Annotated in this window: 13 protein-coding genes and 1 tRNA gene; 5 read left to right on the top strand and 9 right to left on the bottom strand. The window is 62.3% G+C overall.

Going from position 1 to position 15,065, the window contains the following annotated elements; all coding sequences use genetic code 11:
* Positions 1-4: 4 nt before the first annotated feature.
* From pth to VIL80_RS02645, 7 genes are all read right to left on the bottom strand, one after another.
* Positions 5-604, bottom strand: coding sequence for an aminoacyl-tRNA hydrolase (gene pth / locus VIL80_RS02675; RefSeq protein ID WP_332034613.1), 600 nt, complete (start codon positions 602-604; stop codon positions 5-7).
* A gap of 31 nt (positions 605-635) precedes the next feature.
* Positions 636-1,259, bottom strand: coding sequence for a 50S ribosomal protein L25/general stress protein Ctc (locus VIL80_RS02670; protein ID WP_332034612.1), 624 nt, complete (start codon positions 1,257-1,259; stop codon positions 636-638).
* Between the two features lie 192 nt (positions 1,260-1,451).
* A complete protein-coding gene (locus tag VIL80_RS02665) occupies positions 1,452-2,384 on the bottom strand; it encodes a ribose-phosphate pyrophosphokinase (RefSeq protein ID WP_332034639.1) in 933 nt (310 codons plus the stop codon).
* Between the two features lie 309 nt (positions 2,385-2,693).
* A tRNA-Gln gene (locus VIL80_RS02660) sits at positions 2,694-2,768 on the bottom strand.
* Positions 2,769-2,780: 12 nt separating this feature from the next.
* Positions 2,781-3,692, bottom strand: coding sequence for a 4-(cytidine 5'-diphospho)-2-C-methyl-D-erythritol kinase (gene ispE / locus VIL80_RS02655; RefSeq protein ID WP_332034611.1), 912 nt, complete (start codon positions 3,690-3,692; stop codon positions 2,781-2,783).
* 110 nt (positions 3,693-3,802) lie between these two features.
* Positions 3,803-4,456, bottom strand: a complete 654-nt coding sequence (lolB, locus tag VIL80_RS02650) for a lipoprotein insertase outer membrane protein LolB (protein WP_332034610.1) — start codon at positions 4,454-4,456, stop codon at positions 3,803-3,805.
* Positions 4,440-6,266 carry a tetratricopeptide repeat protein gene (locus VIL80_RS02645; protein WP_332034609.1) on the bottom strand — a complete coding sequence of 609 codons (1,827 nt, stop codon included), beginning with the start codon at positions 6,264-6,266 and terminating at the stop codon, positions 4,440-4,442. Before VIL80_RS02645 ends, lolB begins: the two co-directional genes overlap by 17 nt.
* Before the next feature lie 631 nt (positions 6,267-6,897).
* Between VIL80_RS02645 and hemA the strand changes: the two genes are divergently transcribed.
* The 4 genes from hemA to VIL80_RS02625 are packed head-to-tail and all read left to right on the top strand — an operon-like array spanning position 6,898 to position 11,056.
* Positions 6,898-8,202 carry a glutamyl-tRNA reductase gene (gene hemA / locus VIL80_RS02640; protein WP_332034608.1) on the top strand — a complete coding sequence of 435 codons (1,305 nt, stop codon included), beginning with the start codon at positions 6,898-6,900 and terminating at the stop codon, positions 8,200-8,202.
* Entirely contained in the window at positions 8,202-9,287 is a 1,086-nt protein-coding gene (prfA, locus tag VIL80_RS02635; protein WP_332034607.1) for a peptide chain release factor 1, read from the top strand. The genes hemA and prfA overlap by 1 nt, the downstream gene beginning before the upstream one ends.
* A 4-nt stretch (positions 9,288-9,291) precedes the next feature.
* Entirely contained in the window at positions 9,292-10,119 is an 828-nt protein-coding gene (prmC, locus tag VIL80_RS02630) for a peptide chain release factor N(5)-glutamine methyltransferase (RefSeq protein ID WP_332034606.1), read from the top strand.
* A gap of 31 nt (positions 10,120-10,150) precedes the next feature.
* Positions 10,151-11,056 (top strand): cation diffusion facilitator family transporter, encoded by a 906-nt coding sequence (locus VIL80_RS02625; RefSeq protein WP_332034605.1) that lies wholly within the window; start codon positions 10,151-10,153, stop codon positions 11,054-11,056.
* Between the two features lie 35 nt (positions 11,057-11,091).
* Here VIL80_RS02625 and VIL80_RS02620 read toward each other — a convergent pair whose 3' ends face one another.
* On the bottom strand, positions 11,092-12,606 hold the full coding sequence (locus VIL80_RS02620; protein ID WP_332034604.1) for a succinylglutamate desuccinylase/aspartoacylase family protein: 1,515 nt from the start codon (positions 12,604-12,606) through the stop codon (positions 11,092-11,094).
* A gap of 154 nt (positions 12,607-12,760) precedes the next feature.
* Complete coding sequence (locus VIL80_RS02615; protein ID WP_332034603.1) at positions 12,761-14,125, bottom strand: MATE family efflux transporter; 1,365 nt, start codon at positions 14,123-14,125, stop codon at positions 12,761-12,763.
* Between the two features lie 118 nt (positions 14,126-14,243).
* Here VIL80_RS02615 and VIL80_RS02610 point away from each other — a divergent pair, with 118 nt between their 5' ends.
* The gene (locus tag VIL80_RS02610) at positions 14,244-14,870 is read left to right on the top strand and encodes an HvfX family Cu-binding RiPP maturation protein (RefSeq protein WP_332034602.1); all 627 of its coding nucleotides are present in this window, start codon (positions 14,244-14,246) and stop codon (positions 14,868-14,870) included.
* Positions 14,871-15,065 lie beyond the last annotated feature (195 nt).

Below are 15,065 nucleotides of genomic sequence, written 5' to 3'. Positions count from 1 at the left end.
GCTGTTATTTGGCGCTGGTATGCAGTGTTTTCATTGCCCCGTTCCAGTCGCCACTGGCTGCGGTGGGCATGACATCCACCGCGCGGTCGATGGCCTCGGCCAGTTGATCCTGTTCGGTGCGGGGCGCGCGCTGCAAAACATAATTGGCCACATCGCGGGCGCTGCCCGGGTGGTCGATGCCGAGGCGCAGGCGCATGAAATCGCGATTGTTGCCGAGCGCAGAAATAATGTCGCGCAGGCCGTTGTGCCCCCCATGGCCGCCGCCACTTTTCAGGCGCGCGGTACCGCAGGGCAGGTCCAGCTCATCGTGAGCGACCAGAATAGCCTCGGCGGGGATCTTGAAGAAATTCGCCAGCGGGCCCACTGCCTGGCCGCTGCGATTCATATAGGTGGTTGGAATCAGCAGGCGGATTTCCTGGCCGCCGATCCGTACACGGCCGGAGATGCCGTGATATTTGCTGTCTGGCGCGAGCTGGGCACCGTGGATACGGGCCAGCTCGGCGACAAAGTCGGCCCCGGCATTGTGCCGCGTCCGGTCGTATTCGGGGCCTGGGTTACCCAGGCCCACGATTAACTGGATAGGCGTGTCCGGAGCCTTGCTCAAGGTACTGTTACCTTAAAAGTTGCCGACGGAATTACTCGCCGGACTCTTCGCCTTCCGCTGCAGCAGCTTCGATAGCGCCACGCGGTTTGTGCACGGAGGCAACTACCAGGTCGTGGTCAGCACCGTGGGACAGGTCTACAGACTCAACGCCAGCCGGCAGTTTGATGTCGGAGATGTGGATGTTGCCGTCCATTTCCAGGTTGGCCAGGTCCACTTCGATGAACTCGGGCAGCTTGGCAGCCGGGGCAGAAACTTCCAGCTCGGTCAGGGTGTGGGAAACGATGCCGCCGGCTTTAACGCCTTTGCACTTGTCTTCGTTCAGGAAGTGAACAGGCACTTTCACGTGAACTTTGGTGTCAGCGGAAACGCGCTGGAAGTCAATGTGCAGCAGGATGGCTTTGGCCGGGTGACGCTGCAGGTCGCGCAGGATCACGGTCTCTTCCTTGCCGTCTACGTTCAGGGTCAGAACGGAGGAGAAAACAGCTTCGTTTTCCAGAGCCTTGAACATGTCTTTCTGCAGCAGGGCGATGTTTTGCGGCTCGGCGTTGCCACCGTAAACGATGGCCGGAACTTTGGATTCCTCACGACGCAGGCGGCGGCTCGCACCTTTCCCTTCGTCGTTGCGGACGTTGGCGTTCAATTTGAATTCAGACATGGGGTAAACCTCGGGTTGTCTGTCCAGAAGGACCTGCGACCGGAACCTTCTGGGATTGCTATAAGATGGGCGAAATCTATTGATAGGCCCAATAGTAAACGCCCGGCAGTGCCGGGCGGGCGCGTATTCTAAGGGGAAGCGCTGGGGATTGCCAGCGCTAAAGGCGGCTGCCTGGGTCGTGGGGACTCAATATTAGGAGCGGAACATCGCGGACAGGGACTCTTCATTGCTGATGCGGCGCATGGATTCGGCCAGCATGGCAGACAGGGTCAGCTGGCGAATTTTCGGCGCCTGTTCCATCTTGTTGCCCAGCGGAATGGAGTCGGTGACTACCAGCTCGTCGAGAACGGAGTTGTTCAGGTTTTCGATTGCCTTGCCGGAGAGTACGGGGTGGGTACAGTAAGCCACGACTTTCATGGCACCGTGCTCTTTCAGGGCGTTGGCCGCATTGCACAGAGTGCCGGCGGTATCCACCATGTCGTCCACCAGCAGGCAGGTGCGGCCATTGATCTCACCGATGATGTTCATCACTTCGGCCACATTGGCCGCCGGGCGGCGCTTATCGATGATCGCCAGGTCGCAATCCAGGCTCTTCGCCACCGCGCGCGCGCGCACCACGCCGCCGATATCCGGGGATACCACTACCAGGTTTTCATACTTCTGGCGCTCGATATCGTCGAGCAGTACGGAGGAGCCGTAGACGTTGTCCACAGGTACATCAAAGAAGCCCTGAATCTGCTCTGCGTGCAGGTCAACGGTCAGAACGCGGTCGATACCCACGCTCACCATCATGTCGGCAACCACCTTGGCGGAAATCGGTACCCGCTGAGAGCGCACGCGGCGATCCTGGCGGGCGTAGCCGAAGTAGGGCACCACGGCGGTGATGCGGCCGGCGGAGGCGCGGCGCAGAGCGTCAACCAGCAGGATCAGCTCCATCAGGTTGCGGTTGGTGGGCTGGCAGGTGGACTGCACCACGAACACATCGCGGCCGCGCACGTTGTCGGTGATCTCAACTGCGATCTCGCCGTCGGAGAAGCGCTTGACCACCGCTTCTCCCAGCGGTATCGCCATATGGTCAACAATCTTTTGTGCCAGTTCCGGGTTTGCGTTGCCGGTGAAGACCATTAAGTCAGCCACTGCGAGTACCTTTTTCGTTGGTAGTAGAAGATAGTAGTGAAATTCAGGTGAGTTGCGGAGCGAGAACTGCTTGCAGGATAGTGTGATGCCGTTTCATTGGGCGACCATTGGATGCAAGTGTGTGGTGAGGGCTTACGCCTGAAGTTATCTCGGAAGGTGCCGAGCGCTCCGATAGCGGGCCAGGGAGGGGCCCGCCCGCAAATCAGCTTGCTGATTTGTCGGGGGCTTAACGCGGACATGCGCCGCGGTAAGCGTCTTTTCAGCAATTCAGGGATGAATTGTTGAAAACTTAAAGAGTGGCAGGGGCGGAAGGATTCGAACCTTCGCATGACGGGATCAAAACCCGCTGCCTTACCGCTTGGCTACGCCCCTGCAATGCTGCAGTTAATCCGTCTGGATCGATACTGCAAATTTCGCGAGTTGCCGGTATGTGGGTGAGATGTTCACTCCCTCGGCAACAAAGCCTCTCAGGCCCGCGGGCCGCTCGGCAAACACTTTTTGTGCTGCTGCTTCCGATTCGAAACCGGCAAATACACAGGCGCCGGTCCCCGTCAGAAATGCTCGCCCGTGCTGTGCAAGCCACTCTCTGGCAAGGCACACCTCCGGGTAGAGGCTCTCGACCAGTGGCTGAAAATCGTTGCCCGAATATTCATCGAGCCATTGTGCGTCCAGCCGCCTGTCGCGAAGGGCCGCTAATGTAATTGCGGCGGAATCTCTTGTCAAACGCGGATCGGAAAATAATTTTGCGGTGCTCACGTGGCAGTCGGGAACCAGTACCAGATACCAGCGGGGCTCGATGGAAACGGGGGTCAGGTGCTCGCCAACGCCTTCGGCAAACGCGGAGTGGCCGCGTACGAACACCGGCACATCGGCACCCAGTTGCCGGCCGAGCTCGGCGAGGGCATCGGTGTCTAACCCGCACTGCCAGAGAGCATTCAATCCGAGCAGGGTCGTCGCTGCGTCGCTGCTGCCACCACCCACGCCACCGCCCGCGGGTAGAATTTTATTGACAGAAATTCTTGCGCCCAGGGTTTCGTTGCCACAGGTCTGTTTGATCAGCTGTGCCGCGCGGTAAATAAGGTTGTGCTGCGGGGCGACATCCACACCGGGACAGTCCAGTTCGATGGTGTCGCTGTCCGTGGTGATAAAGGTCAGGGTATCGCCGTAGTCCAGCAGCTGAAATACCGTCTGCAGCTCGTGATATCCGTCGGTCCGGCGGCCGAGGATTCGCAACATCAGGTTGAGTTTGGCGGGAGCGGTGAGGGTTAGAGTTGCGGCTGGGGCGAGGGCGTTCATGGTATCGGTGGCGGGCGTCGGGCTGCGAAAACGGGCGGCTATAGTAGCAGCCGCCCGAGTTGGCGAATACCGAAGCGGGCGTCCGGCAGGGTGCTAAATCGAGACGTGCCTTATTTGGGCTCCCACTCCTTGATGACCATGGTGACGCTCACCGGTCCCGCCGCCTGGTTAGTGGCCGCCTTGATACGGGTGGGTAGCTGGTATGCCCCCACCGCCTGGTAGCCGCTGAACTCCAGCTGCCATCCGGCCTGTTGCAATCTCTGCAATTGCCCCTGGGCATTTCTCTGTTCGCCGCTTACCGCGCCAGGGGCAACAAGTCCGCGCACCCAGTAGAACATTTCCGATACCGGCAGCGGCCAGCCCATGATCTCTTCCGTCAATTGCGCGGGGTTGGAGGCGATTACCGCGGGATCGCTACCGCGCTGCAGGCTGACCCCACTGGGTGAACCACTGATCATTGTGGCTCCGGCGCCCAATGGGCCACTGAGATGGATGCGGTAGTTGCCACTGGCCTGCTGCCAAGTGAGATTGGCGCTGCCGTTTTCCTTCGGAGAGCGGACACCGAGTTTGCCTCTGACTTCCCACCGCTGTAGTGCGGCGGCGGACTGCGCCTGTGAAGTTTGTGCCGGCGGTTGCTGTGGTTGTGGTTTCTGGGAGCTGCAGGCCGCGACTGTCAGCAACAGCAGTGCGGCCAGAAATTTTTGTGTGAAATGATGCAGTGATGACAATCGGGGCAGAGAGAGAACTTCAGCTTTCCGTAACATGCTGTTCCAGTCTTTGTTGATCCTGCAGCCGTTGCATGGCCTCTGGAATGAGTTTGCTTTCCGGGTTCAATTGCAATCCCTGCTCCCAAACCTGCATCGCTTGCTGGCGCTCGCCCAGTGCCCACAGGGCTTCACCCAGGTGTGCGGCGATCTCATGATCCTGTAGCAGCGTCAGCGCCCGTTGCAGGTATTTCACCGCTTCACTGTGATTGCCGAGGCGGTGGTGGGCCCAGCCCATACTGTCGATGATGGCGGGATCGTCTGGTTTCAGATCCAGCGCCTTGGTGATCAGTACCATCGCTTCGTTGAGGCGGTCGTCGTAGGACAGCAGCTTGTAACCCAACGTATTCAGCAGGTTCGCATTATCCGGGTCGCGGGACAACAGTTTGCGCAAACTCAGTTCAAAGTTTGCGATATCGCCCAGTTGCTCGCTGGTCATGGCATGGGCGTATATCAGGCGGTTGCTGTCGTCGTTGGTTTTAATGGCGTTTGCCAGCAGGGATTGCGCCTCTTTGAGGTGTCCGTGTTTGCTCAGGAGTTCTGTCTGCAGCAGATAAAACTGCTCCTGTTGTCCGGGATGGCGCTGGCGCAATTCTTCAAACCACTGTTGGGTTTCTGCGAGATTGCCGTTGGCGGTGAGTAATTCCGTACCGTGGGTGATTGCCTGCACGTAGTCACTGCCCGGGCGCACCATGCGGTAGTGAGTGACCGCCTGTTTTATATCACCGCCCTGTTCGGCAATGCCGGCCAGATAAAAGTGCGCGGCGGATTCGTGTTCCTCCATCGCCAGCAGTTTTTCCAGCAGTGGCTTGGCCTTGTCGAATTGTTTGGTTTCGTACTGGATCAGCGCTAGAGACAGCAGCAGGTTGCCGTCGTTGGGGCGCTGTTTTACCAGTTCGATAAATTGCTGTTGTGCGAGTTCCAGGTCATCGCGAATCAGCAGGCGCGCATACTGCAGGCGCAGGCGGCTCTCTTTCGGATACAGGCTGACGAGATTTTCCAGCAGCTTGCGCGCTTCATTTTCGCGCCCCATGTCGATCAGGATATGGGATTCCAGCAGTGGGGCATCCAGCAGTGCCGGGTCCTGCTCCTGCACCACGCGAGTGATGCGCAGGGCTTCTTCTGGCTTTTTGTTGGCGCGCAGCACCATGGCGAGCGCCAGGGATACTTCCTGATTGTCAGGGAATTTCTGTGACAGGCGCTGGAACTCGGGTAGCACCTTGGCCGCCAGCTCCTCGTTGTCGACCACAGTGGCGGCGACGGACTGCAGCGGTGCATCACCGCCGAGCTCCAGCGCCCGCTCCGCATGGTGCATGGCGCTGTCCAGCTCGCCCGCCAGGGTCAGCTCGGCGGTGGCGGCGAGCTGCGCTTCCGCATTGTCCGGTTCCAGTTCTACCCACAGCTGAGCGGAGCGCAGTGCGGCGCGGCGGGCGTTCAGAAAGCGGGCGATGCGGGTGGCGCGGGCGGCGACGCCGGCGTCCTTGGTACGCTCTGCCTGAAAGTAGTAATTGGCCAGCGCCAGATCATACTGCTCGCGGTTCCCGGCCATTTCCGCCACCAGCAGGGTGTAAAAGGTTTCGATGGGGAAGGGTTTGAGCTTTTCCTTTTTATCGGGCGGTGCCTCTGCAGGGGGTGCGTTTACCACGCTTCCACTTTGCTCTTGGTCTGTGCTCTCACCATCACCGGGATTGGCGCCGCCCTGATCGTCACTACTCTGGTTGGCATTGCCCTCGTAGCCCGCAGGGGCGGCGATCGGACCCTGCGCGCCCGGTTGCTGGGGCTGCTGACTGCAGGCACACAACACCGCCACCGAGATCGCCGCCGCCAGTAACTGGCTGCGCCGCTGTAGTGGTTGCGATCGTGCAGGCCAGATCGACCGGGCAGTCCCGTTGTTAGTGACGGGAACTCTCGCGGTGGATGAGGGGGCAAGCCGGGGGGCGAAGAGAGACGCAAAGAAAAGCTGCATAGAAACGTGTCCGTACGTTCGCGCCGACCATCTGCCAACCATGGCTTAGTTAACCGCGGCGGGGCAGTGCCGCGGGGCGAGGGCAAGACAGCGCTGCTGCCTGCACATCCGGGTGATGGGGCGTCTGTTGGCGTATTTTTCCGGGTTATCGCCGTATAATTCTAGTTCTCAATTTGGTACCCGTTGGCCGCCAATGGGCCCCAGCGGCAAAGTAAGCACCTATTTAAACCCCGCCAATCCCCGGGAATCCGCGGAGTGGGGCGCGATTTTCACTCTGGACCGCTGCGGTACCGGCTGCAATGCCCGGTACACCCGGCGGAGCTGGCTATCAGGGGGATAGGGGGATACCGCTTGCACAGGGCCCGGCAGGCCCGGACAATATGCGGCCATTTCAGCCAGCGGCGGGGCAGTTGTCCGCCGCAGAGGGGTCGCCCTAGGGTGTCCCAGGAACGACGAGAACCCGCAAAGAGAGCCTATGCCAATTATTGCCCTGGGAATAAATCACGACAGCGCGCCGGTCGCCGTGCGCGAGCGGGTGGCGTTCGCCCCTGAAGTGATGCCCAGTGCCCTGGCGGAGGCCCGCACCGCCCTTGAGTGCCGCGAGCTGGCCATCCTCTCCACCTGCAACCGCACTGAGATTTACGGTGAAGTGGCGCCGGAGCTGTTGCTGGCGTGGATCTCCGACTACCACGGTGTGCCGCTGGATCAGCTGTCCGGTTGCCACTACCAATTTTCCGACGAACAGGCGATCCGCCACATGATGCGGGTGGCCTGTGGGCTCGACTCGCTGGTTCTCGGTGAACCGCAGATTCTCGGGCAGATGAAATCCGCCTATGCGGTGGCACGGGAGTCCGGCAGTGTCGGCTCCACCCTGCACAACGTTTTCCAGCAGGTGTTCTCGGTGGCGAAAAAGGTGCGCACCGAAACCGCCATCGGCGAAAACCCGGTGTCCGTAGCCTATGCCGCAGTGTCGCTGGCGTCGCGGATCTTTACCGATCTCGGCCAGCAGACTGCACTGCTGATCGGCGCCGGGGAAACCATCGAACTGGTGGCCCGGCATCTGCTGGACAAGGGCGTCAAGAAACTGATTGTCGCCAACCGCACCCTGAGCCGCGCCCAGTCGCTGGCGGAAAACTTTGGCGCCGAGGCGATCCTGCTGGCAGATATTCCCGAGTACCTGCCGCGGGCGGACATTGTCATCAGCTCCACCGCCAGCCAGTTGCCAATCCTCGGCAAGGGCGCGGTGGAAACCGCGCTCAAGCAGCGCCGTCACCGTCCCATGTTTATGGTGGACATCGCAGTACCGCGGGATATCGAGGCGCAGGTGGCCCAGCTCGACGACGTGTACCTCTATACGGTCGACGATCTGCGCGGCGTGATCGACGAGGGGCGGCGGCTGCGTGAGCAGGCCGCCGAGGCCGCACACCATATCGTCGATGCCGCGGCACAGACATTTATGCGCGAGCAGCGCAGCCTGCAGGCGGTGGACTCCATCCGCAGCTATCGCCAGCAGGCGCAGGCGGTGAGCAAGGACGAACTTGAAAAAGCGCTGATCCAGCTGCGCGCCGGCGGCGATCCGGAACAGTTGCTGGAGCAGATGGCGCGCACCCTCACCAACAAACTGATCCACGCGCCCACCGTGGCCCTGCGCCAGGCCACCGCCGATGGCGACTTGGAGCGGCTGCGTATCGCGCGGGAAATCATCGGTCTGCAGCCGCAAGACACCGGCCAGGACGTGCACAATTCGGCCACAGCGCCGGAGAAGAAGAATCTCAAGTAATGAAAGCTTCGGTACAACAGAAACTCGACCACCTCGTTGAACGCCACGAGGAGGTCTCCGCCCTGTTGGGGGATGCGGAAACCATCAGCGACCAGGACAAATTCCGCGACCTGTCGCGGGAGTACGCCGAGCTCGAGGAGGTGGTGAAGTGCTACCAGCGCTTCAAAACCCTGCAGGACGACATGGCCGCTGCGCGGGAAATGCTCGACGATAGTGACGCAGAATTGCGCCAGATGGCCCAGGAGGAACTGCGCGAAGCGGAAGCCCAGCTGGAGCCGCTGGAAAAGGAGCTGCAGACCCTGCTGCTGCCGCGCGACCCCAACGACCGCAAGAACGTCTATCTGGAAATCCGCGCCGGCACCGGCGGCGACGAAGCCGCGATTTTCTCGGGTGACCTGTTCCGCATGTACTCGCGCTACGGCGAGAAGCAGGGCTGGCGCATCGAAGTGATCAGCGAAAATCCCGGCGAGCACGGCGGCTACAAGGAAATCATCACCCGCGTGGTGGGCGAGGATGTTTACGCGCGCCTCAAATTCGAATCCGGCGCGCACCGTGTGCAGCGGGTACCTGAGACCGAGTCCCAGGGGCGTATCCATACCTCAGCGTGTACCGTGGCGGTCATGCCCGAGCCGGATGAGCGCGACGCTATCGAGATCAGCAAGGCAGATCTGCGGGTCGATACCTACCGCGCCTCCGGCGCTGGTGGTCAGCACGTGAACAAGACCGATTCCGCGGTGCGCCTCACTCATATTCCCACCGGCATTGTGGTGGAATGCCAGGACGAGCGCTCCCAGCACAAGAACCGCGCCAAAGCCATGGCACTGCTGCAGGCCAAGCTGAACAGTGCCCAGGAATCCGCCGCCGCCCAGGAGATTTCCGACGCGCGCCGCAACCTGGTGGGCAGCGGCGACCGCTCCGAGCGCATCCGCACTTACAATTTCCCCCAGGGGCGTCTTACCGATCACCGTATCGGTCTCACCCTGTACAAGCTGGATGAGGTGATGCAGGGCTCACTGGACGAGGTTATCGGCGCACTCCGCACCGAGTACCAGGCGGACCAGCTGGCAGCACTGGGGCAGCACTGAACTCATGGCCACGGTTAAGGAAAACCTGTTGCGGGCAGTGGAACTGACGGAAAGCGACAGCCCGCGGCTGGACCTGGAGGTGTTGCTCTGCCACCTTCTGGGCAAGTCCCGCGCCTGGCTCTACACTTGGCCCGAACACCCGCTCGATGAATCCCAGCAGGCGAGCTTCGAGCGCCTGCTGCAACGCCGTATCGCCGGCGAACCCGTGGCCCACCTCACCGGTAGCCGGGAGTTCTGGTCACTGCCGCTCAAGGTCAATCGCTCAACCCTGATCCCGCGCCCGGACACCGAAGTGCTCGTAGAGAGCGTGCTGGCACTGTGCCCGCAGGAGCAATTGCGGGCGCTGGATCTCGGCACCGGCACCGGCGCCATTGCCCTGGCGCTCGCCAGTGAAAAGCCGCACTGGCAGATCGTCGCCGTCGACCGTATGCCGGCGGCGGTGGCACTGGCAGAGGAGAATCGCCAGCGCCTGGGTTTCACCAATGTGGAAATTCTGCAAAGCGACTGGTTTGATGCCCTGGACGGGCGCAACTTCGACGTGATTGTCAGCAATCCCCCGTATATCGACCCCAAGGATCCGCACCTGCGCGAAGGCGACGTGCGCTTCGAGCCGCTGTCAGCCCTGGTCGCGGACGAGGCCGGACTTGCGGACATCCGCCAGATCGCAGGCGCGGCGTGCGCGCACCTGGCGGATGGTGGCCTGCTGGTGGTGGAGCACGGCTGGGATCAGGGTAAGGCGGTGCGGCGGATTTTCTCCGAATGCGGCTATAGCGACATAGAGACCCGCCTTGACTATGCCGGGCGGGAACGTATCACCCTCGGGCGACATTAAAATCCCAGCACTCTGGTCGGGGAAGGAATCCATGCACGAGCACGCGCACCACCACCACGGTAGCAATCACCTGAAACCCCTGGTCTGGGGGCTCGTCATCACCTTCGCCTTTGCCCTGGTGGAAGCCGTCGGCGGCTGGATATCCGGCTCCCTTGCCCTGCTCGGCGATGCCGGGCATATGGTCACCGATTCCTTTTCCCTCGCCCTCGGTGCGGTGGCAGCGGCGCTGGCGCAGCGGCCGGCGAACCGCGAGCTGTCGTTTGGCTGGGGGCGGGCGGAAGTACTGGCGGCCGTGGTCAACGCGGTGCTGATGCTGCTGATCGTGATCGGTATCGGGATCGCCGCATTTCAGCGCCTGCGGGAGCCGCAGCCGGTGCAGGGTGGCATGGTGATGCTGATTGCCTTTATCGGCCTGCTGGTGAACGTCGCTGTGGCCTGGGTGCTGCATCGCGGCGAGCAGACCCTGAACATACGCGGCGCACTGCTGCACGTGATGGGGGATCTGCTGGGATCCGTGGCGGCACTCATAGCGGGCGCAGTGATCTATTTCACCGGCTGGACGCCCATAGATCCACTGCTGTCCGTGCTGATCTGCGTGCTGATCCTGTTTTCCAGCCTGAGGCTATTGCGGGATGCGGTGGACGTGTTGATGGAGCGTGTACCGCGGGAGTTGAGCCTGCCGGTGGTGGGCGAGACCATGGCGGCAGTGGATGGTGTGGAGTCCGTGCACGATCTGCATATCTGGCGTCTCGACAGCCGCAGTATTTCCCTGTCCGCGCACATTGTGGTGGATGATCTCATCGCCTGGCCGAAAGTGTTGGAGCGCCTGCGCGAGACCCTGCATCAGCGCTTCGACATCGACCACATCACCCTGCAGCCTGAACCGCTGCACTTCGATCCCACGCCGATTATTGACCGGGTGTCACCGCCCAAGTAGGCAGTGACGTAATCCGAACTTGGTGGGAGCGGCCGTTAGTCCTCGTCCCTTCCTTCATCGTTATCCAGCTTCTGCTGCGACTGCTCCGCAGGCTGTGCCGGTGGCGCCGGCGCGGGCTCCAGGATCGGTGCTGCCTCGGGCGCCTGTTCTGACACGACATCAGGTACGGGTTCCGCGGTCACTTCTTCCGGTGGGCTGATCTGCTCCTGGGGTGCCTGGATGCCGATGTGGTAGGCGGCGAAGCCCGGCTGTACCACCTGGTCCATCGCCATGCCCAGGATGCGCCCGTTGTACTGGGAGCGGATTTCCTTGCGCACATTGGTGATCGGGTTAGTGACGGTACCCAGCAGATCGCCCTTGCTCACCGTTTGCCCCAGCTGCACCTTGCTGAAAATGATGCCGCCGTTGGTGGCGCGCTGCCAGGTGGAGTTGTAATACACCGGTTCCGGCTCGCCCCACAGGCGGAACTTGTTCACCATGCCCAGCTGGTTCAGCAGGGTGCGGATGCCTTTCACGCTGTGGCTCACGGAGGGCTCGTCCAGCACCATCGGCGCGCCGGCCTCCAGGGTTACGGTGGGAATGCCCGCTTCCACCGCCTCGCGCCGCAGGGTGCCTTTGGCGCCCTTGCTATGCAGCACCACAGTGGAGCCAAAGCCCTTGGTCAGCTTTACCACCTTGGGGTCGGTGAGGTCGCCGCGCAGCTGTGGCAGGTTGGTGCGGTAGAAGGAACCGGTGTGCAGGTCGACGATGGCATTGCAGTGCACCACCACCTCGTTAAAAAACGAGCGCGCGATACGCGAGGCCGAGGAGCCGCGCTTGTCGCCGGGGAAGTGGCGGTTCAGATCGCGGCGATCGGTGAGATAGCGGGAGCCGCGGTGGAATCCCTGCAGATTCACGATCGGCACGCCGATCACCGCGCCTTTCAGGGTTTTCGGGTCCAGGTTGTACATCACCCGGCGCACGGTCTCGATACCGTTCAACTCGTCGCCGTGCAGTGCCGCGGTGAGGCACAGGGTGGGGCCGGGCTCGGCACCGTTGACCACCAGCACCGGGGTCGCGCTGTAGACCCCCTCGAAATGCTGGCTCGGCGACCAGGCCAGACGGGTAGAGGTGGCTGGCGGCACCTCAGCGCCGAGCAGCTGCAGCGGGCGGCCAACCGGGGCGGCGGGCTCGGTTGCCGCTGCCTCCGGCGCTGCGTCCTGGGCGGTTTCTGCGCTGGTTTGCGGGGCGGGCTCTGCCGCCGGCGCGCTCTCGGCCGCAGGTTCCGTGGTCGGGGGCGCCGCTATCTCCTGCTCGCTGACAGGCTTGTCCAGCTCGATACTTTTCGCCTGGGGCATGGCCGGCTTCTTGTCTTGCTCGGCCTTATCCTCGCCCTGGGCCACGTTGGCATCGGTGCTCAACTGCGCGGCGGAAACAGGCTCGTCGGCCGCGGCAGGCTCCGCTATCGCTTCCAATGCTGTGGATTCTTCTGCGCTCACGGCAGCGGAGTACATCGTGGAAAGGCTGGCGAGGGAAACAAACAGGGAGAGGCTCAGAGAGCGGCGGCGCATGAAATACTCCAGTGCGAGAAATTCAGTAGATTCTGGTGTCAGGGAATGAGAGCGCGAGTATAGCCAAAGGGTTCCGGGAGAATTGCGCGAAATTTGGCGAATCCAGCATTCTGTGACCGATCACCGGGCCTGCGCGGCAGGCCGGTGACCATGCTCACCCGGCTGCGGGGTGCTTGTCCAGTTGCCGCCCGCAGGTGCGCCACAGTCGCAACAGCAGGAGCAGCGCGGCGGTGCCGAGACCGATACAGATACCGACCCAGTAGCCATACACCCCCCAGAAGTGCTCGCCAATCCACCAGGCGCTGGCGAGCCCCACTACCCAGTAGGAAAACAGCTGCAGATACATTGGCACCCGGGTGTCGCGGTAGCCGCGCAGTGCACCGGCGGCCATTGCCTGGGTCACATCCACCAGCTGGAAGGCCGCAGCGAGCAACAGCAGGTTTCGCGCCACCGCTATGATGTCGGGGTTGCTGGTGTAAGCGAGTACCAACAGATCCCGCAGGCTGATCAGTACGACACCGGTGAACAGCGCGTACACCAGGCCGCTGCCGATACCCACGGTACTGACAAAGCGCGCGCGCTTGGGGCGATTCTGCCCCAGGACCTGTGCGGTACGGATACTCACCGCTTGCGCCAGCGCCAGCGCCACAAGGTAGAAAATGGAACCGATACTGAGGCCGATCTGGTGCGCGGCAACGATGGTGGCGCCGTAGGCTGCCAGCAGCAGGGTAAGACTGGCAAAGAAGGTGACCTCACTGGCCGCGCCAATGCAGATCGGCATGCCCACTGCCAGCAGGTGCTTCAGGGTCGGCCAGTGCGGGCGCGGTGGCAGCAGTTTAAGGTCGAGTGCCCGATAGGCTCTATCCTGGCCCGCGTGCCAGTAAAGCGCGATGGCGATGCACCAGCACACGATACTGGTGGCGAATCCGCAGCCGGCACCGCCCATGGCGGGAATGGGGCCCCAGCCGAACACAAACAGGATATCCAGCGGGATGTTGAGCACCGCGGCGGCGAGATAAATCCGCATCACCGGGCGCACCTGGGCCATGCCCTCGCAGTAACCACGCAGCGCACTGCCGAACGCAAACGGCAGGGTACCGATGGCCAGCGCCTGCAGGTACTGCACCATCACCCGGCGCACCGGCTCCTCGGTCTGGATCCACTGGCTCCACAGGGGCGCGGCCAGCAGCGCGGCCGCCACCAGCAGCCCGCCAACCAGGGCAATCCACACCGACTGGCGCATCTGCTGCGCGCAGCCCGCTTCATCCCGCGCGCCGCGCAAATTCGCCACCACGGGGGAGACTGCCGCCAACATGCCGATCAGGGTTACCGCGCACACCGCCCAGATACTGGAGCCGAGTGCGAGTCCGGCGAGGTTCACCTCCCCGGACTGGCCGGCGACGATGGTATCGGTAACCCCCATGCTCACCACTGCCAGGTTGCTGACCACCAGCGGCCCGCCGAGTTTGGTGAGATGTCGCAGCTCGGTGGCTGTGGCGCGTTTGTAGAGCTTTGGCATTGAGGGTCTATACAGCTGGCTAAACTGGTCTGGAGCGGGGCCGGCTAGGTTGCAGGCTTCGATTCCGGGTCAGTCGGATGGCGGGGGCAGCGGGTGCGTGCATTCTTGGGAGCGGATTATGGAGGGCACAGACAGCGGGTTCAATCGCATTTACCGGAGTTTCCTGCGGATTCTGCGGCCGTTCGACGGGCTGGGGCTGCTGGGCTTGCGGTTGTTCCTGGGGCCAATTTTTATCCTCTCCGGGCTGCACAAGCTCGAGGGTATCGAGCAGGTGGCGACGTGGTTTGGCAACCCGGACTGGGGGCTCGGACTGCCGGCGCCGCACCTGCTGGCGTGGCTCGCGGCACTGACGGAATTTCTCGGCGGTATCGCACTGGTGCTGGGACTGGGGGTGCGGCTAGCGGCCATTCCGCTGCTCGTCACCATGGCGGTGGCGGCAGTGACAGCGCACTGGCAGTACGGCTGGCACGCTCTGCCCGAGCAGACCCTGACCATGCCGTGGGAGTGGCGCCGGGACCTGATTGCAGCGGCGATCGAGCGCCGCGACAAGGCGGTGGAAATCCTCAGGGCGCACGGCGATTATCCCTGGCTCACTGAGGCTGGCCATTACACCATACTCAAGAACGGTATCGAGTTTGCGGCTACTTACTTCATCATGCTGCTGGCGCTGCTATTTGGTGGTGGCGGGCGCTACGTGAGCCTGGATTACTGGATTGCCCGCCGGCGTGGTATCGGGCTGGATTGAGCGCCAAAGACGCCGCTACCTCTCTTTCGGCATATAGATGATATACTCGCCGATTATTTAACCCATGCTGGCCGGGGAGCGCTTCTGGCCCCGCCGGCACGCAGGTCCGCACCCGGTGGACCTGCGCACACTTGAGCGAGCAATCCGTTGATAGGTAAGTTTTTCCGTCGTTCCACAGACAAGTCTCAACCAGCG

The sequence above is a fragment of the Microbulbifer sp. genome (assembly GCF_036563125.1).
Classification (GTDB): domain Bacteria; phylum Pseudomonadota; class Gammaproteobacteria; order Pseudomonadales; family Cellvibrionaceae; genus Microbulbifer.
This window is presented reverse-complemented; position numbering and strand designations above follow the sequence as displayed.